Below are 25,556 nucleotides of genomic sequence, written 5' to 3'. Positions count from 1 at the left end.
CCGGTCCAGCAGCCCAGTGCCTGAAGTGCCTTTCGATCGAGCAATTGCCTCCTCCGACATCCTTAGAATCAGGTGTCAGATTATGCAATCGCTTGAAAACCCTCCACGGTTTTCTGCGATGAACCTTTTTTTATGCGCGCGCGGCGGCGCAAGGGCGATGCCGCCTGTCCGTCATGCGGCCTTGTCGCCGCGTGTCTTGGCCCCCGCGCGTGCGCGCACGTTCTTCTTCAGGTGCGCACGGTTGTAGTCGATCGCCGCGCGAACGAGGCGCTTCAGCGCTCGCTTGTCGAGCGTGTCGCCTTCGAGGAAATCGATCGCGCGGCGCGCATTGCCGTCGAGCCCTGCGTTGAACAGCCCGTCAGGATCGGGCAGGTGTGCACCGTGCATGAACGTGAGCTTCACCTTGCCCTTGTGTGCGTTCGCGACGGCGATCATCCCGTCGCACGACCACACCGGGCTGCCCATCCATTTCCATTCCTCGACGATGCCGTCTTCGGCGGCGAGGATCGTCTCGCGCAGCGCGGCGAACGTCTTGCCGCGCCAGTCGGCGATGCCCGCGATCAGCGCGTCGATGCGGGCCGACGGTGCGAGGTCAGATGCGCTCATGCCCCGGCCTCCGATTCTTCATCGGGACGCGCCAGCACCTGTTCGAGCGACTCGAAGAACCGCACCCACCCGTGCTGCGCCCCGCGATATGCCTGTTCCTGATCCGCGCGGAAGCCGGCCTGCTCCATGCGCAGCAGCGTGCCGCGCGGCGTCGGCGTGAGCGTCCACGTGACGACGCTTTCGAGACCGTACGCGGCCCATGTATAGGAAAGCACGCGCTGCGGCTCGATCGTCAGCACCTTGCAGTCGACCGAACCCCAGTCCGCGCGGAAGCTGAACGCGCGCCCCGCGACGGGCTCGAAGTCGCTCTGCATCAGCCACGCCTCGATCAGGTGCGGTTGCGTGAGCGCACGCCAGATCTTCTCCGGCGGATGCGACAGTTCGCGTTCGACGACGACGGTACGCGTTTCGGCATTGGACTGGTTCATTGATCCATCCTTTTGAGCAGATCTTCGAGAGCGTCGAACCGGTTCTGCCAGAAGCCGGCCATCTGGCTGGTCCAGTCGATCAACGGAGTCAGCGCCTGCGGCTGTGCGCTGTAGTGCGTCTGCCGGCCTTCATGACGGTCGGTCACGAGCCCGGCCTGCTTCAGGACACCGAGATGCTTCGAGACGGCCGGCTGCGAGACGCCCGCATGGGCCGTCAGCGCGGCCACCGTCAGCTCGCCGTCCGCGCACAGGCGTTCGAAGAGCGCGCGGCGCGTGGGATCGGCAAGCGTCCTGAAAAGCATGTCGTGTGCGGTCTGCATGTCCAGATTCATAACTCATCGGTTATGGATCGAAGGATAGCAGTCGATCGGTCCGCGTCAAGGCGAAATTTCGCGGGCGGCGTCTTTCGCTCCCGCCGCGCGCTCGTTCGGCGGCGCGGGCCGAACGACAACGAAGCGCTCGGCGATGGACGTCGGACGCGTCACGTCGGCACACCGTCGTCAGCATTCGAGTGTTTCCTCTAATCCGCCCGGCGCATCGGTTAACCGAAAGCACGCTGCAAGACTCGGCAATGCGCTGTTCCACAGTTCGGGAAACGCTCGTGATCGACCGGCCCCGTTTTCGTGCATCCGCGCGTTGCGGCCGCGTCGCGTGGGCGCCGCGGCCGCGCTTGACCACATAGTGCGACGCGCGACGCGCCGAGGTCCGATCGCACGCGATGCGCGTTCGCGGCGATTCGCTCCGCGATCACGCGCATTCCGATCCCCCAACGAACGAGTCGTGCGTGCAAGCGTCGTCGATCGCAGCGCGATCGCGTCGCGAACCGGTTCCGTTTGCCGACACCGAAGGCGTACGCGCGCACGACGCCGCGCATGCGCGCGAACGCGCCGATGTCAGAACTGACAGCTATGGAAACTGGCAGCTACCTGAACGGCACCGACGCCCTACGCTCGTCACCGCTCGCGGCCTCACAAGGGCCGGGGGCTCCAGCAACGTCGTCTCTCCTAAAAAGGACTCCCGATGAAAAGAAACGCCTGGTTTGCCCTCCCCCTTCCGTCGCCCCGCCGCCTCGCATGCGCGTGGCCGCTCGTGCTCGCCGCCGGCGCGGCACATGCGACGACGGACTGGGTCGACACCCACACGAAGGCCTTTCTCACCGGCCCGCAATTGATGGCGCGCAGTGCGGCGCCATCGCTCGAACTCGCGGCCGGCGAGACGACCGACATCGTCGTCAGCCTGATGCTGCGCAATGCCGCGTAACTGAAGCAACTGGCGCACGACGTGAACCGGCCCGGCAATGTGCATTACCGCCAGTACCTGACGCACGAGCAGTTTCTCGCCAACTACGCACCGACCGATGCCCAGGTGAAATCCGTCGTCGACTATCTGCGCAAGAGCGGCTTCGTGAACATCGAAGTGGCGCCGAACCGGCTGCTGGTGTCCGCGCGCGGCACGGCCGGCACGGTGAAGACCGCGTTCAACACGTCGCTCGTGCACTTCCAGTACGCAGGCCGCTCGGGCTTCGCGAACGCGTCGACCGCGCAGGTGCCGCGCGCGCTCGGCGACGTCGTCGGCTCGGTGCTAGGGCTGCAGAACGTCGCGCGCGCACGGCCGATGCTGCGCATCGGCAACGTCGCGAAGCCGCAGGCGCTCGCGGCCGGCACGGCCACCGGCCACTATCCGAAGGAATTCCCGGGCCTCTACAACGCGACCGGCGTGCCGACCGCGGCCGGCGTGACCGTCGGCATCATCACGATCGGCGGCGTGTCGCAGACGCTTCAGGACCTGAAGCAGTTCACGTCGAGCAACGGTTACGGCACGGTCACGACCCAGACCGTGAAGACCAACGGCACCGGCACGAGCGGCAGCTACAGCGACGACCAGGACGGCCAAGGCGAATGGGATCTCGACAGCCAGTCAATCGTCGGCTCGGCCGGCGGTCAGGTCGGCAAGCTGGTGTTCTACATGGCGGACCTGAACGCGGCGGGCAACACCGGGCTCACGCAGGCATTCAACCGCGCGGTATCGGACAACACCGCGAAGGTGATCAACGTGTCGCTCGGCTGGTGCGAGACCGACGCGAACGCGGACGGCACGCTCGACGCCGAGGAACAGATCTTCACGACGGCCGCAGCGCAAGGCCAGACGTTCTCGGTATCGTCGGGCGACGAAGGCGTGTACGAATGCAACAACCGCGGCTATCCGGACGGCGCGAACTACACGGTATCGTGGCCGGCCGCGTCGCCGCACGTGCTCGCGATCGGCGGCACGACGCTGTACACCACGTCGGCGGGCGCATTCTCGAACGAAACGGTGTGGAACGAAGGTCTCGACGGGAACGGCAAGCTGTGGGCGACGGGCGGCGGCGTCAGCACGATCCTGCCGGCACCGGCATGGCAATCGGGCAGCAATCGCCAGTTGCCCGACGTGTCGTTCGACGCCGCGCAAAGCACGGGCGCATACATCTACAACTACGGCCAGTTGCAGCAGATCGGCGGCACGAGCCTCGCCGCGCCGATCTTCACCGGCTTCTGGGCGCGTCTGCTCGCGGCGAACGGCACGGGTCTCGGTTTCCCGGCCGGCAAGTTCTATGCGGACATTCCGTCGAACCCGTCGCTCGTGCGCTATGACGTCGTGTCGGGGAACAACGGCTATCAGGGGTATGGCTACAAGGCAGGCACCGGCTGGGATCTGACGACCGGCTTCGGCAGCCTGAATATCGCGAACCTCAACAAGCTGATCCAGACGGGCGGCTTCTGAGCGTGATGCGAAGGCCGGCGCGCGGCGCTCGTTCGCTGCGTGCCGGCGGGGAAATTCGCGGGCAGCGGGCGCCGCGCAACGCTATTGCGTCGCCTGTTCCTTCGTCGGCGCAGCGGCTGCCGACGCGACCGGCACGCCGGCCCGATGCGACGGCGTGAAGAGCCGCAGCCCGCTCGCGACGCTCGCGGCGCCCGCAAAGCCCGCGCCGAGCATCAGCGCGAGCGTCGGCCCGTGACGTCCGGCGATCCCGAACGACAGCGCGACGAGCGCCGCGCCGGTCGCCTGCCCGATCAACCGCGCGGTCGCGATGATGCCGCTCGCGCCGCCGCTGCGCTCGGGCGGCGCGCTCGACATCAACGCCTTCAGGTTCGGCGACTGGAAAAAGCCGAAGCCCGCGCCGCACAGCATCATCCGCCAGCCGATGTCGATGACGTTCGGCGCGGCCGGCAACGCGGCGAGCGACACCATCCCCGCACTCAGCAGTGCGAGCCCGATCGCACCGAGCAATCCCGGAGGATAACGATCGGACAACCGGCCCGCGATCGGCGCGGCAAGCGCGACGATCGCCGACCACGGCGTCATCAGGAAGCCGGTCTCCACCGCGTCGCGATGCAGCACGGTTTCGAAATAGAACGGCAGCGATACGAACGCGAGCCCCTGCGCGGCAAACGCACACACGGCGGTCAGTGCGGACAGCGTAAACACGGGGCGGCGGAACAGATCGACCGGCAGCATCGGCGCCGGGTGCCCGGCCTGGCGACGGATCAGCAGCGCCCCGAACGCGAAGGCGACGGCGGCAGCCGTGAACACGATGGACAGCGGCCCGCGCTGCGCGAATTCGCCGAGCGCGAAGATCAGCGACGCGAAGGTGATCACGTTGAACAGCGCAGCGAGCGGATCGAACGCATGCTTGCCGCGCGCCGTCTGCGGCAGCGACGGAATCGCGACGGCAAGCGCGAGCATGCCGAGCGGCACGTTCACCGCGAACAGCCACGGCCACGCGGCCACCGACAGGATCAGCGACGCGATCGTCGGCCCGACCGCAAACGACACGCCGACGACGAGCGCGTTGAAGCCGACGCCGCGCCCGAGCCGGTGCGCGGGAAACAGGTTGCGGATCAGCGCGACGTTCACGCTCATGATCGCGCTCGCGCCGAAGCCCTGCACGATCCGCGCCGCCGTCAGCTGCGGCAGCGTCGCCGCGAGCGAGCAGCCGAGCGACGCGAGCGTGAACACCGCGAGGCCGGCGACATACACGCGCTTGTGCCCGACGATGTCGCCGAGCGACGCGAACGGCAGCAGCGTCGCGACCATCGCGAGCTGGTAGGCATTGATGATCCACACCGACGCGGCCGGCGACGCGTGCAGGTCGGTGGCGATCGCGGGCAGCGCGGTGTTCGCGATTGCCGTATCGAGCGTCGCGAGCGCGACGGCCAGTAGCACGGCGGACATCGCGCGCCAGTTGACGACCGGCTCGCGGGTGCCGGCAGGAGATGCGAATTCTGACAAGATGAGGCTCGGCTGACGAGCGACGCACGGCGTCGCGGATTGAGCGGCGCGGCACCGGGCGCCCATCCTGCAGGAACGGAACGCGCGTCGCCGCGAGCCGTATTGTTGCAGAGCCTCATCGAGCGTGCAGGCAGCCGCTTCGTCAGTCAGCGAAACGAAAGCTTTGGTGTGCTGCGCCCGGTGCGCGCCATCGTTGAGATCGCAACGATCGACCGCACGCCGGGCGCCGCGATGGCGGCCGTCACGACACCGCGCGTCGCGCGTTGCGTCCGCGCAGCCATTCGAGCGCGAGCAGCAGGCTCGTCGAGAAGATGATCAGGATCGTCGCGAGCGCGGCGATCGTCGGACTGATGTTCTCGCGAATGCCCGTAAACATCTGGCGCGGCAGCGTCGTCTGGTCCGCGCCCGCGAGGAACAGCGTGACGACCACTTCGTCGAACGACGTCGCGAACGCAAACAGCGCGCCGGACATCACGCCCGGCGCAATCACCGGCAGCGTCACGCGGAAGAACGTCGTGACGGGATTCGCGCCCAGCGACAGGCTCGCGCGCACCAGGTTCTGGTTGAAGCCCTGCAACGTCGCTGCGACCGTCGTCACGACGAACGGCACGCCGAGCGCCGCATGCGCGGCAATCAGGCCGGTGTAGGTATTCGCGAGCCCGAGCGGTGCGAAGAACAGGTACATGCCGACGCCGACCACGACGACGGGCACGATCATCGGCGACAGCAGCACGGCCATCAGGAGGCCCTTGCCGCGGAAATCCGCCTTCGTGAGGCCGATCGCGGCGAGCGTGCCGAGCACGGTCGCGACGACGGTCGCCGACGGCGCGACGATGAAGCTGTTCTTCGCGGCCATCCGCCACTCGTCCGATGCGATCAGGTTCTCGTACCAGCGCGTCGAGAAGCCCGGGATCGGATAGACGAGGAACGTGCTCGACGAAAACGACAGCGGCACGATCGCAAGCACCGGCAGGATCAGATACAGCAGCGTCAGCACGACGAGCACGCGCAGCGCGACGTACCACGCGCGCTCGACGAACGACATGTGCGGCGCGAACAGCGGCCTGGCGAGTTTCATGGTGGGCATCCCCTTCCCGTTTCGTTGTGCGCGGCGCTCAGCCGAGGCTCACGTTGGTGCGCGTGAAGCGCCCGTACACCGCATAGAGCACCAGCGTCGCCGCGAGCAGCAACCCGCCGAGCGCGCACGCCATGCCCCAGTTGATCGTCACGTTCGTGAAGTACGCGACGTAGTAGCTGACCATCTGGTCGTTCGGCCCGCCGAGCAGCGCGGGCGTGATGTAGTAGCCGATCGCGAGGATGAACACGAGCAGCGCGCCGGCGCCGACGCCCGGGTAGGTCTGCGGCACGTACACGCGCCAGAACGCGGCGAACGGGTGGCTGCCGAGCGACACGGCCGCGCGCTGGTACGTCGGCGGGATCGACTTCATCACGCTGTAGAGCGGCAGGATCATGAACGGCAGCAGGATGTGCGTCATCGAGATGTACACGCCGACGCGGTTGAACAGCAGCGTCAGCGGATGCGAGATCAGCCCACTGCCGATCAGCGCCTTGTTCACGAGCCCTTCGCTCTGCAGCAGCACGATCCACGCGGCGACACGCACCAGCACCGAGGTCCAGAACGGAATCAGCACGAGGATCATCACGAGGTTCGCGCGGCGCTCCGACAGCGTCGAGATCCAGTAAGCGAGCGGATAGCCGAGCAGCAGCGCGAACAGCGTGACCGCGACGCCGATCACGAACGTGCGGCCGAAGATCGCGAGATAGATCGATTGATCGGGATCGGCCTGCACGATCCGGCCGAAGCCGTCCTGCTTGTGGTCGAGCGCGGCGAGCAGGTAGAACGGCGACACCTGGCTGCCGTTCTTCGCGATCGACTGCCAGTACGCAACGTCGCCCCAGCGCGAATCGAGGTCGATCAGTTTCGTGCGCGTTTGCGCGGGTGTGAGCGCGGCGTGGTTGTCGCCTTTCAGCGGCATCGCGCGCGCCGTCTTCGCGACGAGCGAGCGATAGCCGGGAATCTCGGTGTTCAGGCGCCGCGCGAGCGCGCCCATCGCCTCGCTGTCGGCCACCTTCGTCATGTCGGCCGCGAGCGCGACGTACGCGGCATCGGCCGGCGGCGCCTTGCGGTCCCAGCCCGACAGCGCGGCGACCGTGTTCGGCAGCGCCGTTGCGATCTCGGGGTTCTGCACCGCGCGCGTGAGCAGCGTGCCGATCGGCACGACGAAGATGAGCAGCAGGAAGATCGCGAGCGGCGCGATCAGCAGCAACGCCATCGTGCGCTTGCGGGCCTCGGCAGCCTTCAGCTCGCGCTTGAGCGCGGCTGTCGACGGCGAGGAAGGAGCGATCGTCATCGTGTTCAACGGTTCTCTCCGGCCGGGCTCGATCCGGCGGAATGCCGCGCGACGCGGTCGATGCGCCGCGCGGCAGGTTGCATCAGGACACCTGAGTAGCGTTTACTTCGTCGCCCAAGCGGCGAAGCGCTGCTCGAGCTCGTCGCTGTGGTCGGTCCAGAAGCCGATGTCCTCCAGCACCGCGTTCTTGCCGTTGGCCGGCGAGTTCGGCAGGTTCGCGAGCGTCTTCGCGTCGAGCGACTTGATCGCCGCGATGTTCGTCGGACCATACGCGATGTGCTGCGCATATCCTTGCTGCGGCTTCGGCGTCAGCGTGTACGCGATGTATTGCTCGGCCAGCGCCTTGTTCGGCGAGCCCTTCGGAATCGCCCAGTAGTCGAGGTCGTAGATGCTGCCGTTCCACACGACCTTCAGGTTCTTGCCTTCCTTCTGCGCGGCGTCGATACGGCCGTTGTACGCGGTCGACATCACGACGTCGCCGGCCACGAGGAACTGCGGCGGCTGCGCGCCCGCTTCCCACCACTGGATGTACGGCTTGAGCTCGTCGAGCTTCTTGAACGCGCGATCCTGGCCGGCCTTCGTGCCGAGCACCTTGTAGACGTCCTTCGGTGCGACGCCGTCGGCCATCAGCGCGAACTCGAGGTTGTAGCGCGCGCCCTTGCGCATGCCGCGCTTGCCGGGGAATTTCTTCACGTTCCAGAAGTCGGCCCAGCCGGTCGGCGCGGCCTTCAGCTTGTCCGCGTTGTACGACAGCGCGGTCGACCACACGAAGAAGCCGACGCCGCACACCTGCGGCGCTTCCGGAATCAGGTCGGACTTCTTCGCGATCTTCGACCAGTCGAGCTTCTCGTACAGCCCTTCGTCGCAGCCGCGGTTCAGGTCGCCCGATTCGACTTCGACCACGTCCCAGTTGACGTGCTTCGCCTCGACCATCGCCTTCACCTTCGCCTGCTCGCCGTTGTATTCGACGGCCGTGACCTTGTTGCCGGTGGCCTTTTCGAACGGCTGGTTGAATGCGGCCTTCTGCGCGTCGCCGTTCGCGCCGCCGAAGTTGACGACCGTGAGTTCGGCCGCCGTGGCCGATGCGCCGACGACGGCGAGCGCGAGTGCGAGTGCGGTGCGACGCGCGGTAGTGCTTGCTCCGTTCATGGTGGTTCCTCTCCTCTCGTGGTGGAAGTGGGCAGTTGTTGTTGACGACGTGCTGCGATAAAGCGGAAAAACCCTGCGTCAGGCGAATACGCGCAAATGCTCGGGCGCGAATGCGAGCGATACCGGCGCGCCGGGCGAGAACGCGTCGAGCGCGCCCGTGCCGAGCGGCACCTTCACGAAGCATTCGTCCTGGCCCGGCAGCGCGCAGCGCATGCGCACGTGATCGCCGAAATAGATGAGACTGCGCGCCTCGCCGGTCACGCGGTTGGCCGTGCCGTTCGCGTGCCCGTTCGCGAGGCTCATGCGTTCGGGCCGGATACACGCGACGGCCGGCGCGCCCTCGGCCGCGTCGCCGATACGGCGACCGACGAGCTGCGTGCCGTCGTCGAGCCGGAATTCGCAGAATTCGCCGTCGATGCGCGCGATGGTGCCGCGCAGCCGGTTGCTGTCGCCGATGAAGTTCGCGACGAATTCGTTGCACGGCGATTCGTACAGGCGGTCGACGGTGTCGAGCTGCTGCACGATGCCCTTGTCGAACACGGCAACGCGATCGGACATCGTGAGCGCCTCGCCCTGGTCGTGGGTCACATAGACGAAGGTCACGCCGAGCTTCTCGTGCAGCGCCTTCAGTTCGTACTGCATGTGTTCGCGCAGCTGCTTGTCGAGCGCGCCGAGCGGCTCGTCCATCAGCACGAGCTTCGGCTCGAACACGAGCGCCCGCGCGAGCGCGATGCGCTGCTGCTGGCCGCCCGACAACTGCGCCGGATAGCGTTTCGCGAAACGCTCCATCTGCACCATCTTCAACGCATGCGCGACGCGCTCCGCACGTTCGGCCGCCGGCAGCTTGCGCACCGACAGCGGATACGCGACGTTCTGCTCGACCGTCAGGTGCGGAAACAGCGCGTAGTTCTGGAACACCATGCCGATGTTGCGCTTGTGCGGCGGCACGGTATTCAGCAGTTCGCCGTCGAGGCGGATCTCGCCGCCCGTCGGGAACTCGAAGCCCGCCAGCATCATCAGGCAGGTGGTCTTGCCCGAGCCGGACGGCCCGAGCAGCGTCAGGAATTCCCCTCGGTGGATGTCGAGGTCAAGCGATTTGACGACCAGCGTCTCGCCGTCGTAGGTCTTCCGCACGCCGCGAAAGCTGACGATCACATCATCGGACTTCATCGTGGCTGTCCCCTTGCTGCGCGACAAATGTTTTTGAGATGGACCCACTATACGGCGGGCACGGTTCTACAATAGGGAACCATTTCAATATTCCAAGTAGGACCACTTTGGATACCGTGATCCTGGCCGACTGGCTCTCCGCCCGGCTCGACCGCAGCTCGTCCGAGCCGATGTACCGGCAGCTGCTGCAACTGATGCAGCAGGCGATTCTCACCGGGGAATTAGGGCCAGGGACGAAGCTGCCGAGTTCGCGCACGCTCGCGGCAGACCTGTCGATCGCACGCAATACCGTGCTGCACGTGTACGACCAGCTGACGGCGGAAGGCTACGTGCTGACGACGACCGGCAGCGGCACCTACGTGGCCGACACGCGCCCGGACGCGGCCGCGATCCGCGTTCCGGCCGCTGCGCCGCCGTCCGGCAGCGATGCGGCGGCGCAACAGGATGCACAAGGCGGCCTGTCGATGCGCGGCCGGCAGCTGATCGAACATGCGGGCGTATCGCGGCGTCAGTGGGGCGCGTTCATGCCGGGCGTGCCGGACGTGTCGGAATTCCCGAGCCGCACGTGGAGCCGCCTGCAGGCGCGCCTGTGGAAGGAAGCGAATCCCGAATTGCTGACCTATGCGCCGGGCGGCGGCTACCGGCCGCTGCGCCGCGCGCTCGCCGACTACCTGCGCGTCGCGCGCTCGGTCAAATGCTCGCCGGACCAGGTGATCATCACGACCGGCATCCACCAGTCGATCGACCTCGCCGTGCGGCTGCTGTCCGACATCGGCGATCGTGCGTGGGTCGAGGAGCCGTGCTACTGGGGCGTGCGCAGCGTGCTGCAGGCGACCGGCCTCGCGCTCACGCCGGTGCCGGTCGACCAGGAAGGCATCGATCCGAGCGCGTCCGACATGCAGCATCCGCCGCGGCTCGTGCTCGTCACGCCGTCGCACCAGTATCCGCTCGGGATGGTGATGAGCCTTGCGCGGCGCCGGATGCTGCTCGAGTATGCGCGCCAGCACCGCTGCTGGATCATCGAGGACGACTACGACAGCGAATTCCGCTACGGCAGCCGCCCGCTTGCATCGCTGCAGGGCCTCGACGACGGCGGCCGCGTGATCTACGTCGGCAGCCTCGGCAAGATGCTGTTCCCGGGCCTGCGAATGGGTTACATGGTCGTCCCCGAGCATCTGGTCGACACGTTCCGCACCGGATTGTCGGAGCTGTATCGCGAGGGCCAGCTGATGCAACAGGCCGTGCTCGCGGAATTCATCATGGACGGGCACCTGACTTCGCACGTCAGACGGATGCGCACGCTGTACGGCGAGCGCCGGCAGTTGCTGATCGATGCGATCCATGCGCGCTTCGGCGACGCGCTGCCCGTGATGGGCGACGAGGCCGGCCTGCATCTGGTGCTCGGCCTGCCGGATACGTGCGACGACCGCGCGGTCACGCAAAGTGCGTTCGACGCGGGTGTGATCGTGCGCCCGCTGACCAGCTACTACAGCAGCCAGGACACCGCGCGGCGCGGGTTGTTGCTTGGCTACGCGTGCGTCGCGCACGAAAGCATCGGCCCCGCGTTCGACACGCTCGCGGCCACCATCGAACAGCATCTGCCGCAACACTTCACGCGCGCGGCATGAGCGCGCACGTTACTGCGCGGCAGCCGCGCCGCGGTCGAGCGACGCCGCGCGCATCGCTTCGCCGGGCTTCGTGAACATGCGCTGCCGTAGCGCCGCGATCTGCGCGTCGCGCTCCTGCGGCGACAATCCGGCCGCGCCGATCTGCGCACGCTGCGCCGCATAGTCCGCGTAACGGCTCTGCCACGATGCGTCGTCCTGCTGCATCTGCGCGACGCGCTCGGCAGCTTCGGGGCCGAGTGTCTGCGCCAGTTGCGCGCGCATCGTTTCGGGCATCGCCCCGCTCTTCTGCAACTGCGCAATCTGGTCGATCGCGGCCTGCTGCCGGTCCGCCTTCTGCCGTGCCTCACGTTCGTCAGCGGGCATCTGCTGTGCGAGCACCGCGAGCCGCTCCGCCTTCTGCGCATCCGTCAACGTGCGGTCCTGCACGATCTTCAGCCGCGCGAGATCGTAGCGCTGCCGCCACTGCTCCGCGCCGAAGAACGGCTGGCTCCACTCGCCGAGCGCGCGCGACGCGATCGACGCGCGCTGATCGAGCGCGAGCTGCAGCGCACCGAGATCGGACTTGTCGACCGCGCCCGCCTGCGGCAACTTCGCCAGCGTGTCGAGATACGCGCGATATCGATGCCATACATCGAGCGCCTCGGATTGCGCAACCGTACCGTCGAGCTGTGCGGCGATCTCGCGCACGACGAGCGCATCGAGCTCGGCCGCGCTCAGGTCGCTCCGCGCGGTCAGGCAGTAGTCGAAGAAATCGCGCACCGCACGCGACTTCGCAAGATGGCCGCCGGCATCGAGCGGCAGCCTCGGTGCACTGGAACCGGCGAGCGGCGGCGGCAGGCCCGCGCTCGCGGGCACTGCGGCCTGGGGCGGCGCGGCATTCGCGCCGCCGGGCACTGCCGTGTCGGCCGACGCATGCGTCGCGTCGGCGCCGCGATGCGATACCGTGCTGTTCCAGATCGCGACGCCGGCGATCGCCGCCAGCCCCGCCGCGCCGTAGATTGCAACGCGCCGCGCGAGCGGCGCGCGTCCTTCACGTGCCGTCATCGATTACACGCCCGCGAGCTTCAGCCGGTTCGCATGCGTGCGGATCACCGCGACCGGATCTTCCGCGTTCGCGCCGCGCACACCGAGCAACTGGTTGATCTCGTCGAGATGGTTCCACTTGTAGCTCGTGCTCAGCACCTTCCCGTACAGCGCGCTGCACTTCGATACGAGCCCGTCGTTCTGGCCGGAGGCCCGATTGATCATCACCGTGCCCGTGCCGAACAACGCAAGCGTCGACAGGTCCAGCGCGTTCGCCGGATCGATCAGCGGAATCGTGCTGGTATCCGTCGCGCCCGTCACGCCGAACGCGGAGACGGTCGGCTGGATCGCCGTGCCGGCCCATGAATACAGCAGATGCGTATTGCCGCCGACGGTTTCCGTCGGCGCACCCGTCTGGCAACTGCCCGGCGCGCCGAGACCCGCGCTCGGGTAATTCTGGTTGTACGTGGCGGCCTGGGAAGTCGTCAGCGTCTTCAGCGCGGCGAGCGCGTCCTGGTTGGTGTTGTTGCTGCTGCTCGTCAGGATACCGAACAGATTGACGAATGCCGCGATCACCGACGACGACAATCCGGTCGGATCGTACGCGAGTACGCCCTGCACGAAGTCCGCGAACTCGGAGCCGCGATGCGGCGTGCCGATCGTCGTCACCGACGCGACGAGATCGGGCGCGACGGCCGCGACATAGCGCGACGTGAGCCCGCCCTGGCTGTGACCGACCAGATTCACCTTGGTCGCACCGGTGGCGGCGAGCACCGTCTTGACGTAAGCGAGCAGTTGTTCGCCGCGACCGTTCGGCCCGTCATCGCTCTGGAATCCCGACAGGTTCGCGACGTAGACGGTCGCGCCGTGCTGCTGCAGGTCCTCCTGGATGCCGTACCAGTACTCGAGCACGCCCGCGTACTTGTCGGTGCCGGTGAGCCCGTGCACGAGAATGATCGGATAACGCGTCGCCGCGTAGTTGTCCGCCGCTGCGGTTGCCGCCATTGCCGCGTGCGTCGTTGCAAGCGTCATCAGCGCGGTCGTCCCCGCGAACGGCGCGACGCTCATCGCGCAAGCCACTGCCCCTGCCACCACCCTGGAACGCATCGATCTGGCCATGGATGTTCTCCTGATTATTGTGCTGCCGGTGCGAATGAGATCGGATCGACGCGCACGGCAAGTCGCGAACGGTCGCTGGCACCGTATGCGTCGAATGCCGGAGTGAATCACGAGTCGCGAACGTTTGCGCCCTGACTAGATACGGTTCTCTAATCGGTTGACGCGCCCCGCCCGTTCGGGCGGGGCTGCGTTCACGCGCGCGCATGCTGCATCGCACACGCGCCGCACGTTACAGCTTCGCGCTCACGCGCAACCATGCGGTGCGGCCCGGTTCCATCACCGGCGCGTTTGCCGGATAACCGAAGCCGGCGTTGCCGGCGAGGTTCAGGTGCTCGGTGTAGGCCTTGTCCAGCACGTTGTCGATACCGACCGAGATCTGCACCTTCTTGCTGACGTTGTACTGTGCGTGCAGCGACAGCACGCCGAAGCCGGCGCTCGGACCGAAGTCCTTGCCGACCACGTTGCCCTCGTTCAGCGCGTAACGATGCTGCGGCGCAACGACGCGCCACAGACCGCCTGCCGACCATGCACCGTGCGTGTACTCGAGCCCGAAGCGCGCCTCGAGCGGCGGCATCTGCGGCAGCGGATCGCCACTCGTCGCGTTGCGCCCCCACGCATACGCGAGCGACGTCTCGACGCGCAGCGGTGCGACCGGCCGCCACGACACGCCGGCTTCGCCGCCCATGATCTGCGCGTTGACGTTGGCCGCCTGCGTGGTCGGGCCCATCATCCCGGCCGCGTAGTTGAACAGGATGTAATCCTGCACATAACCGGCATAGGCCGACACCCACGCATCGAGCCGCTCTCTCTTGAACTGCGCGCCGACGTCGAGCTGCGTCGTTTTCTCCGGCTGCACCGCCGAGAATGCATTGACCGAACCGGTCGGGCCACGCTTCGCGGAGAACAGTTCCCAATAGTCCGGGTAGCGTTCCGCGTGACCGATTCCCGCGTACCACGTGACCGGCAGCGCCGCGAGATCGCGCTCGTATCGCACGAAGCCGCTCGGCAGCACGCGCGCGCGATCGTCGTCGAAGGTCGGGTTCGGCTTGCTGCCCATCATCCCGCGCGTCGTCGCACGCTTGTCGCGCGCGCTCGCGTAGTCGACGCGCGCGCCGCCGATCACGCGCGACGCATCGCTCGCATACCACGTCAGCTCGCCGAACGCGCCGGCGTTCCACATCGTCGCCTGTGCATCCCACGGCTGGTCGCCGTAGTTCTGTCGCCCCATCGCCGAGCGGGCATCCAGCCGGTTCGATTGCGCATCGACGCCGGTCACGAGCTTGAAGTCGTCGCCGAAACGGAACGTCGCGGCCGCCCGCGCACCGAGCGTGCGGCGCCGCACCTCGGATGCCATTCTCATCGGCATGCTGCTGGTCGGGTCGGGCTGCCGCAACGTGTAGTTGTCCATCACGTGATCGGCTTCGTTGTAGAACACACGCGCTTCGATCCGGTCGAGCACGTCGCCAAGATGCCGCTTGTCGAACGACAGGCCGAACGTCTCGCGGCGGAAATGCGCGCCGTCCATCCCGCGCCCCGCGTAGCGCGCATAACCGTCACCGGTGCCCGCCGTCAGTTCGACGCGCGTGTGATCGTCCGGTGTCCAGCCCAGCGCCGCGTCGGCGTTCCACTTGTCCCATTGCGACGGCACGGTGTTGCCGTTGCCGTCCTCGTAATCCTGCGCGTGCGCGTGATTCGCGGTCACGCGGCCGTAGACGTCCGGCGTGCCGGCCGTCACGTCGACGTTCTGATCGTTGCGGCCGAACGATCCGCCGACCACGCTGCCGTCGAAACGCATGCCCGGGCGTTCGAAACGCGGCGTCACGCGTTCGAACAGCACCGTGCCGGCCGATGCGCCGGGACCGTAGAGCACCGTCTGCGGGCCCTTCACGACGGTGACCTTGTCATAGCTTTCCGGCGCGATATACGAGGTCGGCGCATCCATCCGGTTCGGGCACGCGCCGAGCGTCGGCATTCCGTTCGCAAGGATGTTCAGCCTCGACCCGAACATCCCGCGCAGCACCGGGTCGCCGTTCGTCCCGCCGCTGCGGATCGACGTGAAGCCGGGAATCGTCTTCAGGTAGTCCGCGCCATCGCTTGCCGGCAGCGGCTGACGCGGCGTCTTCGGATCCGTGACGACGACCAGCGGTGTCGACAGCGGAGACGCGACGACTTCGACGGCCGGCAGCAGCGCGGCCGCGTCGTCCGTCGGCGCACCGGCCGCCTGCGCGGATTCGGTCGCGGCAGCCGCCGCGGTCATCGCGCCGACGGCCAGTGCGGGAACGGTGAGTTTCAGCACGCGCGGCACGGGCCGCGTACGGGAATGGCGCGCCGCCCTCGGCGCGCGCAACGAAAGAAGGATCATGATCGAAAGCCCGAGTGACGCCCTCCACAGGGCCTCGACGGACCGCACGGATAGGCGATGAATGGAACGGAAGACAGCGCGTCAGGCGCGCTCGGGCGGTGCGCGCGGGTACGCGCGCGGATAGCGGTCGGCGCGCGCCGCGACGGCATGCGGCGCGGCGGCGGATACGGCATGAGGGGGAACGAAAGCGAACGATACGGCGGCCGTGCCGCCGATTGCGGGACTGTGTGCGAAGAAGCCGCAATAACCGCACGCATCGAGATGCAATGCGTGATCGTGCGCGGGGCCCGCATCGGGCGCGCGGTGCGCACCATGCTCTGCACTACAGACGATCGCGTCGGGGGTCGCCGCCTGCGCGATCCGCCACTGCGACACCAGCGGCGCCGCGATCGCGAGCCAGATCGCGAACACGCCGAGCCAGGCGGTCAGGTGACGATGTCGATGCAACATGCGCGGCGATGCGTAAGCGGAATGTAAAAGCAGCCGAGATGTTACAGAATGTTCGCGGCAATGACCAGCCGCGCATCGGGCCAAACGGATCGGGGGCGCATGGTTGTGTCGACAACCATGCGCCCCCCGGGGCTGCCGTGCGGCTTCAGCGTGCGGTAATCACGGTGCCATGCGTCGCAGCACGTCGTCGCGCCGGATGAAGTGATGGTAGAGCGCGGCCAGTGCATGCAGGCCGATCACGAAGTAGAACGCGTTGCCGATCAGTTCGTGCGCTTCCTTGATCGTCGGCCGCAGCGCCTTGTCGGGGCCGAACAGCGTGAACGACACGCCGATCCAGTCGAGCGACACGGGCTTGCCGCCCATGTTGATCATCATGATGCCGAGCAACGGCTGCGCGATGATGAACACGTACAGCGCGAAATGCGCGAGCTTCGACAGCCACTTGAGCAGCGCCGCCTGCGCAATGGCCTCCGGCACGCGACTGATCATGCGCCAGAGCACGCGCAGCACCGACAGCACGAGCACGCAGGTACCGGCCAGCAGGTGCACGTTCATCCAGAACGCGCGGCTGTCGCTGCCTTTCGGTCCGCGAATTTCGATGGCCAGATAGGCCAGCGCCACCAGCAGGAAGATGGCCCAGTGGAAGAAGATCGCGGGTGAGCTGTAGCGCGTCTGTTTCGCGAGGATGTTTTTCATGCTGTGTCTCGTGATTTCTCGTGGGGTATGCAGGGGCACGCACATGCCGCTGCGGCCGGCGCCCCGGCGGTTGCCCCGATTGTAGCCTCACGCGCGAGCGCCGTTGTACGACCGGATCAAATATCCGACGAATCCGCGCGGCCCGCCCGCCGGCCCGCCATAAGGAAAGTCCGAATCGCGCGCGTCCACGGCTGTGGCAGGATGAAGCTTTGGTGCGACGTTGCGCGGGCATCATGAGCAAAGCGTTCTTCGTTGCGGCCTACCGGCTGATCGCCGCGTTGCTCGCGGTATCGACCACGCTGCACAGCGTAGCCGGCTACTGGGGCATGCCGACTTTCCATCTCGGCAACTACCTCAGCTATTTCACGCAATTGAGCAGCCTCTACGCCGCCGCGATGCTGATCGTGGGGCTGTCTCGCATCACGCGCCCCGGTTCGGCGCGCTACGAATCGATGCGTGGCGCCGCCGTGCTCTACGTGCTGATCACCGCGATCGTCTACGAACTGCTGCTCGCCCGGCTCGATGCGTTGCGGCACGTCACGCCGGCTCTCAACAACTGGGTTCTGCACCGGATCGTGCCGCTCGTGGTGCTGTGCGACTGGCTGTACGTCGAGCCGCGCTCGCCGATTGCGTGGCGCAGCGCGTTCGCGTGGCTCGGCTTTCCGGTCGTCTATCTCGGCTATACGCTCGTTCGCGGTGCGCTGGAGAACTGGTATCCGTACCCGTTCGTCGATCCGCGGCCGCACGGATACCTGCCGGTCGCGATTCAGTGTTCGCTGATCGCGCTCGGCGCGGCGGGACTTGCACTGGGCATTCGCTGGCTCGGCAACCACGCGAGGCAACCTGGCACCGCGGAACTCAAGGAAGGGTGAAGACGGGAACGTGTGCGCCGCGCGGCGCACACGTCGTGACGCGGCGCGTCAGCCGCCGTTGCGCGGCAGGAAGTTCATCGGATCGACGACCTTGCCGTTCTGCCGGACTTCGAAGTCGAACGTCGCGCGACCGCTCGCGTCGGTGCCCATCTCGGCGACCGGCTGGCCCGCACGCACCGCGTCGCCTTCGTTGACGAGCAGCTTGCCGTTGTGCCCGTAGGCCGTGATGAGGCCGTTGTCGTGCTTCAGGATCACGAGCGGGCCGTATGCCTTGACGCCGGATCCGGCATAGACCACCCGCCCGTTTGCCGCGGCCCGCACCGAACGGTCGGGCCCGGTCGCGGCGATCACGATGCCGCGCGTCTTGCCGGGGACGAACGGCGTCGCGACCATGCCCGTGGCCGGCCAGGCCAGCGAGCCCGGTTGCGCGGCCGCGGCGGGCGGCTGTCCGAGCGAGGTCGCGGCCGGCGGTGGTGCGACGCGCAGCACCTGGCCGGGCGACACGGCGTCGTTGGGCGACATATGGTTCCAGCTGGCCACGTCCTGCACGCGCTGCCCGTAGGCGGCGGCAACGCCAGCGAGCGTGTCGCCCGGATTCACGCGGTAATAGCCGGCGATCACGCCCGGCGTGGCGACCGACGCCGGCGTCGACGGCCGTGCCGGCTGCCAGTTGTCGGTCCACGGCGTCATCGTACAGCCCGTCAGCGCGGCAGCCGCGGCGACAAGTGCCGCCTGCGGCAACCAGCGCGCCAGCGCATCGTGGATCGGAATCGTTTTTCTCAAGGGTCCTCCGGATTTGCGTCGTTGCGCCGCCCACCGCCCTCCGGCGCGCGACGCACGATGTCCGGCCAGACGGCCGGACTACCAGTATCCGACCGCTCTCGCGGCCTTCGGTTTCCACAGCGGGACGTCGGCACGAACGGGCTCATCGGCCCCTTTTTCGCGCCATTTTCGGGTCGTCCCGGCCGTCAAAGATACCATCTGTCGTAGTCGGGGCCGCGACAGGTGCCCGATCCGGCAACAATCTTGCGGTATCGCACGCGCATGCCGGCGGGCCGCCAGCCGTGCCGCGCGGATGATCGCCACCCTGCCGCGGGCCGCCTCCTATACTCGAAGGTGCACCGCACGACCCGCGATAACGAGGAGAAGACCATGAACAACGCGACGTTTCTGTCCGTGCAGCTCAACGCCGAGGATTTCGCCGGTTCCAGCGGCCTCGTCGAATTGCTCAACCGGCACCTGTTGTTCGCGACGGACGTCGCCGAAGCAGCGGACGCCCTCGTCCAGCTGGCGAGCGTCGCGCACCTGAGCGGCGCCACGCGCCACAGCGTCGAGCTGCCGATCCTCGCGATCGAGCGGCTACGCGACGCACTCGACACGCTGAGCGGCTACGACGAGGCCTGGCTGCAGGCGCTGGAGCCGGCCGACGCGCTGTTCCGGGACATCGGCCGCGGCCCACGGCCGCTGCATTGACGCGGCGCGGGACACCAATGAAAACAGCCCGTCGTTCCGGGCGGCGGAACCACGGGCTGCGAGTACTGCATGGGGTCACATCAGGCCGCACATGCGGCCGGGCGACCGATGGCGATTAACGACCCTTGTAGACCGGTGCGCCATCCGACACGCGCTTGACCTGCCAGCCGGTCTTGGCGGCAGCCGGAGCGCCCGATTCCTGCTGGGCGGCCGGTTGCGCACCGTAGCCGCTCGTATCGGCGGCGGCCACGTTCTGTTGCGGGTTCACGCGGGCTTCAGCCGCCTGGATGCCTGCCGGGTAGTCGGTACGATCGCTGCCCAGCTTGTAGCCGGCCTGTTGCAGTTGAACCAGTTCGGCCTTCACCTGCGCACGGGTGACGGGCGCGTTCTGTTGGGCGAACGAGACGGCAGGAACGGCGAGGACAGCAGCAGCAGCGAACGTTGCGATCAGCGATTTCATGATTAACCTCCGGGATTTTTTTGCTCCGCCGCACACACCATGTCTGCAGCGATTGAACAAAGTTTAGTCCCGAGATCACCTAGGGAAAACCATGAAAGAACGAAAACACTGTTTCCTCGGAGCCAACAATTCCGGGATCCGGGAACGAAAAACCCTACTCAAAGAATAGAATTTCGCAACAATGACGTCCTCGCCTGCCGGTTACGACCAGTTCGCGTGGAAGCTGCCCGGCTTGTCGGTACGCTCGAACGTGTGGGCGCCGAAGAAGTCGCGCTGCGCCTGCACAAGGTTCGCCGGCAGCCGCTCGGAACGGTAGCTGTCGAAGTACGCAACCGCCGACGCGAACGCCGGCACCGGCACGCCTGCCTTCACCGCGGCCACGACGACGTCGCGCAGCGACGCCTGGTAGTTGGCGGCGATGTCCTTGAAATACGGGTCGAGCAGCAGGTTCGCGAGTGCCGGATCCTTCGCGTACGCGTCCGTGATCTTCTGCAGGAAGCGCGCGCGGATGATGCAGCCCGCACGGAAGATCTTCGCGATCGTCCCGAGATCGAGGTTCCAGCCATACTCTTCGGACGCCGTGCGCAGTTGCGCGAAGCCCTGCGCGTACGAGATCACCTTGCTCAGGTACAGCGCGCGGCGCACCGCTTCGACGAACGCGGCGCGATCGCCGTCGAACGACGCGGCGGCCGGGCCCGACAGGATCTTGCTCGCCGCGACGCGCTCGGTCTTCAGCGACGACAGCACGCGCGCGAACACCGACTCGGTGATCAGCGGCAGCGGCACGCCCAGATCCAGCGCGTTCTGGCTCGTCCACTTGCCGGTGCCCTTTTGCGCGGCGCGATCGAGAATCACGTCGACGAGGTGCTTGCCGGTTTCTTCGTCCTTCTTGCCGAAGATCTTCGACGTGATCTCGATCAGGTAGCTGTCGAGCTCGCCCTGGTTCCATTCGGTGTACACCGCGCCGAGTTCGTCGTTGGTCAGGCCGGCGACATCCTTCAGCACGGCATAGCTTTCGGCGATCAGCTGCATGTCGCCGTATTCGATGCCGTTGTGGACCATCTTCACGTAGTGGCCCGCACCGTCCGGGCCCATGTACGCGACGCACGGCTCGCCGTCGGACGGCGCCTTCGCGGCGATCTGCTTGAGGATCGGCTCGACCAGGTCGTACGCGTCGCGCTGGCCGCCGGGCATGATCGACGGGCCGCGCAGCGCGCCTTCTTCGCCGCCCGACACGCCGGTGCCGATGAAATGCAGGCCCGATTGCGCGAGCTCCTGGTTGCGGCGGATCGTGTCCGTGAAGTGCGTATTCCCGCCGTCGATCAGCACGTCGCCTTTCTCGAGCAGCGGCTTGAGCGATGCGATCGTCGCATCGGTCGCTTCGCCGGCCTTCACCATCATCAGGATCCGGCGCGGGGTCTCGAGCGACGCGACGAATTCTTCGAGCGTATAGGTCGGTACCAGATTGCGGCCGGGGAATTCGGCGATCAGTTCGTCGGTTTTCTCGCGGCTGCGGTTGTACACCGACACCGCGTAACCGCGGCTCTCGATATTGAGTGCGAGATTGCGGCCCATCACCGCGAGCCCGATCACACCGATTGCTTGTTTGCCCATTAGTCAATTCTCCGGAAAAAACGGGGCGCGACCCGAACCGGGCCGCGCGCACAGGCGAAAGGATAGTGGAAACCCGGCTGCGATGCGCGCTTGCGTGTCATTGCTCCGCGTGCGGCAGGCGCCTGAACACGACGCTCAGGTTGTTCGCCGGCATCTCGACGACCTCGATGCAGTCGAGCCCGCGATCGAGACCCAGCGCGACGACCGCCTCGAGATCGCGCACGCCCCACGACGGGTCGCGGCTGCGCAACTGCTGGTCGAACGCTTCGTTGGACGGCGCCGTGTGCCGACCGTCGCGGCGATATGGGCCGTACAGGAACAGCACGCCGCCCGGGCGCAGCACGCGCGATGCGCCGGCGAACAGTGCTTCGGCACACGCCCACGGCGAGATGTGGATCATGTTGATGCAGACGATCGCGTCGAACGCCGCGGCCGGCCACGACGCATCGCGCACGTCGAACGCCAGCGGCTCGGCCAGGTTCGCGAGGCCGGCATGCGCGACCCACGCGGCGATCGAGCGGCGCGCGTGCACGTCGGGATCGCTCGGCTGCCAGCGCAGCGCCGGCAACGCCTGCGCGAAATGGACCGCATGCTGCCCGGTGCCGCTCGCGATCTCCAGCACGTCGCCGCTGGCGGGCAGCACGCGACGCAGGACGTCGAGGATCGGCCCGCGATTGCGTTCGGCCGCCGGCGCCGACAGCCGCGCGGACGGATCGCGCGAGGACGTCGGCCCGGTCACGATGCGTGCTCCGGCGCACCGCTACCGACACCCAGCCGCGCGTTCAGCGCGTCGAGCGCGGGCGCGCAACGCGCCTCGACCTTCAGCGTCAATATCGGATCGGCACGCGTATGGCCGAGGTTCAGCGCGGCGACGGGCTTGTTCCGGGCCTGGGCCCACACGCAGAACCGGTAGCCGGAATACACCATCAGCGACGAGCCGACGACGAGCAACGCGTCGGCCGCATCGAGCGCCTGCGACGCCAACGCGACGCGTTCGCGCGGCACGTTCTCGCCGAAGAACACCACCGCCGGCTTCAGCAGCCCGCCGCAGGCCGGGCAGGCCGGAATGCGGAACGTGTCGAGGGCCGCCCATTCGAGGTGCGCGTCGCCGTCGGCGGCCGGTTCCGCCTGCGCGCCCAGCAGCTCGGGGTTGTCCGTTTCCAGCAAGGTCTGGATCGTCGCGCGCGCATGATGCGCACCGCAATCGAGGCACGTGACGGCGTTGATGCCGCCATGCAGCTCGATCACGTCGCCGCTGCCGGCACGCTGGTGCAGCCCGTCGACGTTCTGCGTGACGAGCCGCTCGATCCGGCCGGTGCTGCCGAGCCGCGCGAGCGCGACGTGCGAGCGGTTCGGTTGCGCGCGGCCCACCACGGGCCAGCCGATCATGCTGCGCGCCCAGTAGCGGCGGCGTGCGACTTCGGAACCGAGGAATTCGTGAAGCTGGATCGGCGGCGAGCGCATCCACTGACCGTTGCGGTCGCGATAGCCGGGAATGCCGGAATCGGTGCTGATGCCGGCACCGGTCAGCACGAGCAGCCGCGGATGGCGCTCGACGAACGCGTGCAGCGCGTCGAGCGCGGCCGGATCGATGCTGGCGGATGAGGGGTCGGGCAAGGCGATGTCATTCATGTTGGCGGCGCGTGATCGGCGCGGTGGCGAGGCACACGGCCAGCGCGCCAGCACATGATACAGAACGCCGCGCGATCGGGCTGGCGGTGCGCGCGACACCGGCGCAGCAAAAAAAGACGCCCATCGACCAGATGGCGATGGGCGCTCCAACAATTGATCCATCGGGGTAGTGGATCAACTGACAGCACAATGACGTCGAATCCGCCGCGGCGCGGCCGGCGGACCTTCCCCGTTGACTACACCTTCTGTTTCCTGATGGTTGGCAGATCGCCACGGTGCGCCGCGTGCGGCACGCGCACGCACGCGGCGCGCCCGGCGCGCGTACGTTTCGCGCGCCGGCATGACGATCCGGAACTCATGATTGCCCATCTGCGTGCACGGGCGGTTCATCCCCGACGGCCGACCGGCACCGGTCGACCTCGTGCGTCACGCATGCACGTCATCGTTCGGAACGAACCCGAATTGTTCGGATGGAACGAAAAGCCGCACGCTCATGTCACCGCAATCAACGGCGAGGCGAATTCACGGGCAGGTCGGCGATTCATGTTTGCAACACGATGCGTTGCGATTCGGTCTGTTCTCATTGTCTTGTCCCCGTCTTCGATGCGTCCGACCCACTGAAGCGATGGCCGGGCCACTACTGCGCCGGCAATCGCGCTCACGGCGCATACAGATATGCAAGGAGCGCACCATGCTTCGCGGTACAAGGCCGCGCGGCCGGTGAAGTGACCCCGACGCAAATCGGGCCGCGACGGAAATGCGCGAACGTTTCGAAAGTGAAACGACCGGACACGGTCCGCGCGAGCGGCGCATAGGCGCGCCGCCGGCGTTGCGGGAACGTGACATGTGCGCCGGCGAGACGGTTGCCACTGCGCGACGCCGACGATCTGCTTACGATCGCCGACCCTTCGCGCATAGGCGCGATCGAGCGCGCACGTCGAACGTGAGCGCCCTCCGGCTGTCGGCCACGCGCGCCCAACGCGCTCGATGACAGGCGTCGAACATCTTCACGCGTGTTCATGCCGGTCGATTGCGCGGTGACCGGATGCGCCGATCGCGCAGGAACCGCCGATGCCGTCGCGTATCGCTCGCCGCGAACCACAAGCGTCGCGCAAACGCGTTAGCATGCGAACACCGCACGGAGCGCGCCCGCTTCGCCCCGCAATCAAGGAGTGAACATGCCCCTGCCCGCGTCCGGCCGCGCCGACGTCGCGCAACGCGTCTTCTCGGCCGAGCGGCTGTCGATCGGCCTGACGCTGCCGCTGCTGCGCAGCGGCCGGACCGTCGCCGACTTCAACGAGCAGCTCGAACTCGCGGCGCTGGCCGATTCGCTCGGCTTTCGCGCACTGTGGATTCGCGACGTGCCGCTGAACAGCGCCGACTATCCCGACCCGGTCGGACACCTCGATCCGTGGGTGCTGCTCGGCGCGCTCGCGTCATGCACGCGCCGGATCGTGCTCGCCAGCGGCGCGATCGTGCTGCCGTTGCGTCATCCGCTGCATATCGCGAAAGGCGCGCTGTCGGTCGCGACGCTGTCCGGCGGACGCTTCATCCTCGGCCTCGGCTCCGGCGACCGGCCGCCCGAATATGCAGCGTTCGGCGTCGACGCGCAAACGCGGCGCGACCGGTATCGGCGCCACTGGGAAGTCGTCGCGGCCGCGCTCGGCGCGCCGCCCCGCGTGCTGCCCGACGAAACGCCGCCCGACGCGCCCGACTTCACGCTGCTGCCGCGCGGCGATGCCGCGGTGCCGATGCTCGCGGTCGGATCCGGCGGACAGAGCGTCGACTGGATCGCTCGGAACGCGATCGGCTGGATGACGTACCACCGCGATCCGGATACGCAGCGTTCCCGTTATTCGATGTGGCGCGCGGCCGTCGACCGGCTCGCGCCTCCGGGCTTTCGCGCGTTCGGCGTATCGATGCGGCTCGATCTCGATGCAAATCGCGACGCACCTGCCCGCGCGCTGCCGCTCGGCTACGCGACCGGCCGCAATGCGTTGGTCGGCATCCTGCGGGCCATGCGCGCTGCCGGCACGCACCACGTCACGCTGAATCCCGGCTCGGACCGGCCCGTGCGCGAGATCATCGAGGAAATCGCGGAGCACGTGCTGCCGGTCTTTCACGACGAGCAGGACTGATTCATCAGGAATCCATATTTCATTGCGAGTAGCGGCGGCGGTGGTTGGCACCGAATCGATGTGCCGCAGAGCAGGGATCGTTCCTGACTTGACCG

Annotated in this window: 22 protein-coding genes and 1 pseudogene; 5 read left to right on the top strand and 18 right to left on the bottom strand. The window is 67.3% G+C overall.

Annotation, left to right across the window (positions count from 1 at the left end):
* Window positions 1–171 precede the first annotated feature (171 nt).
* From HW466_RS17215 to HW466_RS17205, 3 genes are read right to left on the bottom strand one after another with little or no spacing between them, the layout of a single operon-like run.
* Entirely contained in the window at window positions 172–606 is a 435-nt protein-coding gene (locus HW466_RS17215; protein ID WP_151006382.1) for a DUF1801 domain-containing protein, read from the bottom strand.
* Entirely contained in the window at window positions 603–1,034 is a 432-nt protein-coding gene (locus HW466_RS17210) for an SRPBCC family protein (protein WP_059450781.1), read from the bottom strand. Before HW466_RS17210 ends, HW466_RS17215 begins: the two co-directional genes overlap by 4 nt.
* On the bottom strand, window positions 1,031–1,354 hold the full coding sequence (locus HW466_RS17205; RefSeq protein WP_059450869.1) for an ArsR/SmtB family transcription factor: 324 nt from the start codon (window positions 1,352–1,354) through the stop codon (window positions 1,031–1,033). The genes HW466_RS17210 and HW466_RS17205 overlap by 4 nt, the downstream gene beginning before the upstream one ends.
* 700 nt (window positions 1,355–2,054) lie before the next feature.
* Between HW466_RS17205 and HW466_RS17200 the strand changes: the two are divergent.
* Window positions 2,055–3,794: pseudogene (locus HW466_RS17200) on the top strand (S53 family peptidase).
* An 81-nt stretch (window positions 3,795–3,875) separates the two neighbouring features.
* On the opposite strand, the gene HW466_RS17195 reads toward HW466_RS17200, so the two are convergent.
* The 5 genes from HW466_RS17195 to HW466_RS17175 all read right to left on the bottom strand — a co-directional run bounded on the left by HW466_RS17195 (window position 3,876) and on the right by HW466_RS17175 (window position 9,994).
* A complete protein-coding gene (locus HW466_RS17195) occupies window positions 3,876–5,303 on the bottom strand; it encodes an MFS transporter (protein WP_174905937.1) in 1,428 nt (475 codons plus the stop codon).
* 241 nt (window positions 5,304–5,544) lie between these two features.
* Window positions 5,545–6,381 (bottom strand): ABC transporter permease, encoded by an 837-nt coding sequence (locus HW466_RS17190; protein WP_040141016.1) that lies wholly within the window; start codon window positions 6,379–6,381, stop codon window positions 5,545–5,547.
* A 37-nt stretch (window positions 6,382–6,418) separates the two neighbouring features.
* The gene (locus HW466_RS17185; protein WP_170296694.1) at window positions 6,419–7,675 is read right to left on the bottom strand and encodes an ABC transporter permease; all 1,257 of its coding nucleotides are present in this window, start codon (window positions 7,673–7,675) and stop codon (window positions 6,419–6,421) included.
* Between the two features lie 102 nt (window positions 7,676–7,777).
* On the bottom strand, window positions 7,778–8,824 hold the full coding sequence (locus HW466_RS17180; RefSeq protein ID WP_151005454.1) for an ABC transporter substrate-binding protein: 1,047 nt from the start codon (window positions 8,822–8,824) through the stop codon (window positions 7,778–7,780).
* Between the two features lie 78 nt (window positions 8,825–8,902).
* Window positions 8,903–9,994 carry an ABC transporter ATP-binding protein gene (locus HW466_RS17175; protein ID WP_059506357.1) on the bottom strand — a complete coding sequence of 364 codons (1,092 nt, stop codon included), beginning with the start codon at window positions 9,992–9,994 and terminating at the stop codon, window positions 8,903–8,905.
* A 107-nt stretch (window positions 9,995–10,101) separates the two neighbouring features.
* Between HW466_RS17175 and pdxR the strand changes: the two genes are divergently transcribed.
* Window positions 10,102–11,622 (top strand): MocR-like pyridoxine biosynthesis transcription factor PdxR, encoded by a 1,521-nt coding sequence (gene pdxR / locus HW466_RS17170; RefSeq protein ID WP_151005452.1) that lies wholly within the window; start codon window positions 10,102–10,104, stop codon window positions 11,620–11,622.
* 9 nt (window positions 11,623–11,631) lie between these two features.
* Here pdxR and HW466_RS17165 read toward each other — a convergent pair whose 3' ends face one another.
* The 5 genes from HW466_RS17165 to HW466_RS17145 all read right to left on the bottom strand — a co-directional run bounded on the left by HW466_RS17165 (window position 11,632) and on the right by HW466_RS17145 (window position 17,272).
* Window positions 11,632–12,666, bottom strand: coding sequence for a lipase secretion chaperone (locus HW466_RS17165; protein ID WP_174905936.1), 1,035 nt, complete (start codon window positions 12,664–12,666; stop codon window positions 11,632–11,634).
* A 3-nt stretch (window positions 12,667–12,669) separates the two neighbouring features.
* Window positions 12,670–13,764: a triacylglycerol lipase gene (locus tag HW466_RS17160; protein WP_151006490.1), complete on the bottom strand. Its 1,095-nt coding sequence runs from the start codon at window positions 13,762–13,764 to the stop codon at window positions 12,670–12,672.
* 229 nt (window positions 13,765–13,993) lie between these two features.
* Window positions 13,994–16,126 (bottom strand): TonB-dependent copper receptor, encoded by a 2,133-nt coding sequence (locus tag HW466_RS17155; RefSeq protein ID WP_174905935.1) that lies wholly within the window; start codon window positions 16,124–16,126, stop codon window positions 13,994–13,996.
* Between the two features lie 81 nt (window positions 16,127–16,207).
* A complete protein-coding gene (locus HW466_RS17150) occupies window positions 16,208–16,576 on the bottom strand; it encodes a DUF2946 domain-containing protein (protein WP_059977749.1) in 369 nt (122 codons plus the stop codon).
* Window positions 16,577–16,735: 159 nt separating this feature from the next.
* Entirely contained in the window at window positions 16,736–17,272 is a 537-nt protein-coding gene (locus HW466_RS17145; RefSeq protein ID WP_059450772.1) for a cytochrome b, read from the bottom strand.
* A gap of 233 nt (window positions 17,273–17,505) precedes the next feature.
* Between HW466_RS17145 and HW466_RS17140 the strand changes: the two genes are divergently transcribed.
* Complete coding sequence (locus HW466_RS17140; protein ID WP_059450771.1) at window positions 17,506–18,144, top strand: Pr6Pr family membrane protein; 639 nt, start codon at window positions 17,506–17,508, stop codon at window positions 18,142–18,144.
* Window positions 18,145–18,192: 48 nt separating this feature from the next.
* Here HW466_RS17140 and HW466_RS17135 read toward each other — a convergent pair whose 3' ends face one another.
* Window positions 18,193–18,927: a peptidoglycan DD-metalloendopeptidase family protein gene (locus HW466_RS17135; protein WP_174905934.1), complete on the bottom strand. Its 735-nt coding sequence runs from the start codon at window positions 18,925–18,927 to the stop codon at window positions 18,193–18,195.
* A gap of 369 nt (window positions 18,928–19,296) precedes the next feature.
* Between HW466_RS17135 and HW466_RS17130 the strand changes: the two genes are divergently transcribed.
* Window positions 19,297–19,617, top strand: coding sequence for a hypothetical protein (locus tag HW466_RS17130; RefSeq protein ID WP_059450769.1), 321 nt, complete (start codon window positions 19,297–19,299; stop codon window positions 19,615–19,617).
* A 115-nt stretch (window positions 19,618–19,732) separates the two neighbouring features.
* Here the strand turns inward: HW466_RS17130 and HW466_RS17125 are convergent, their stop codons facing one another.
* The 4 genes from HW466_RS17125 to HW466_RS17110 all read right to left on the bottom strand — a co-directional run bounded on the left by HW466_RS17125 (window position 19,733) and on the right by HW466_RS17110 (window position 23,323).
* The gene (locus HW466_RS17125) at window positions 19,733–20,077 is read right to left on the bottom strand and encodes a DUF4148 domain-containing protein (protein ID WP_059466446.1); all 345 of its coding nucleotides are present in this window, start codon (window positions 20,075–20,077) and stop codon (window positions 19,733–19,735) included.
* Between the two features lie 201 nt (window positions 20,078–20,278).
* Window positions 20,279–21,691 carry an NADP-dependent phosphogluconate dehydrogenase gene (gene gndA, locus HW466_RS17120; protein ID WP_059450767.1) on the bottom strand — a complete coding sequence of 471 codons (1,413 nt, stop codon included), beginning with the start codon at window positions 21,689–21,691 and terminating at the stop codon, window positions 20,279–20,281.
* A 97-nt stretch (window positions 21,692–21,788) separates the two neighbouring features.
* Entirely contained in the window at window positions 21,789–22,430 is a 642-nt protein-coding gene (locus HW466_RS17115; RefSeq protein ID WP_174905933.1) for a DUF938 domain-containing protein, read from the bottom strand.
* The gene (locus tag HW466_RS17110; RefSeq protein ID WP_151006726.1) at window positions 22,427–23,323 is read right to left on the bottom strand and encodes an NAD-dependent protein deacetylase; all 897 of its coding nucleotides are present in this window, start codon (window positions 23,321–23,323) and stop codon (window positions 22,427–22,429) included. Before HW466_RS17110 ends, HW466_RS17115 begins: the two co-directional genes overlap by 4 nt.
* A gap of 1,178 nt (window positions 23,324–24,501) precedes the next feature.
* Here HW466_RS17110 and HW466_RS17105 point away from each other — a divergent pair.
* Window positions 24,502–25,461 (top strand): LLM class oxidoreductase, encoded by a 960-nt coding sequence (locus HW466_RS17105; protein WP_059846633.1) that lies wholly within the window; start codon window positions 24,502–24,504, stop codon window positions 25,459–25,461.
* Window positions 25,462–25,556 lie beyond the last annotated feature (95 nt).

The sequence above is a fragment of the Burkholderia territorii genome (assembly GCF_902833055.1).
Lineage (GTDB): Bacteria > Pseudomonadota > Gammaproteobacteria > Burkholderiales > Burkholderiaceae > Burkholderia > Burkholderia territorii.
This window is presented reverse-complemented; position numbering and strand designations above follow the sequence as displayed.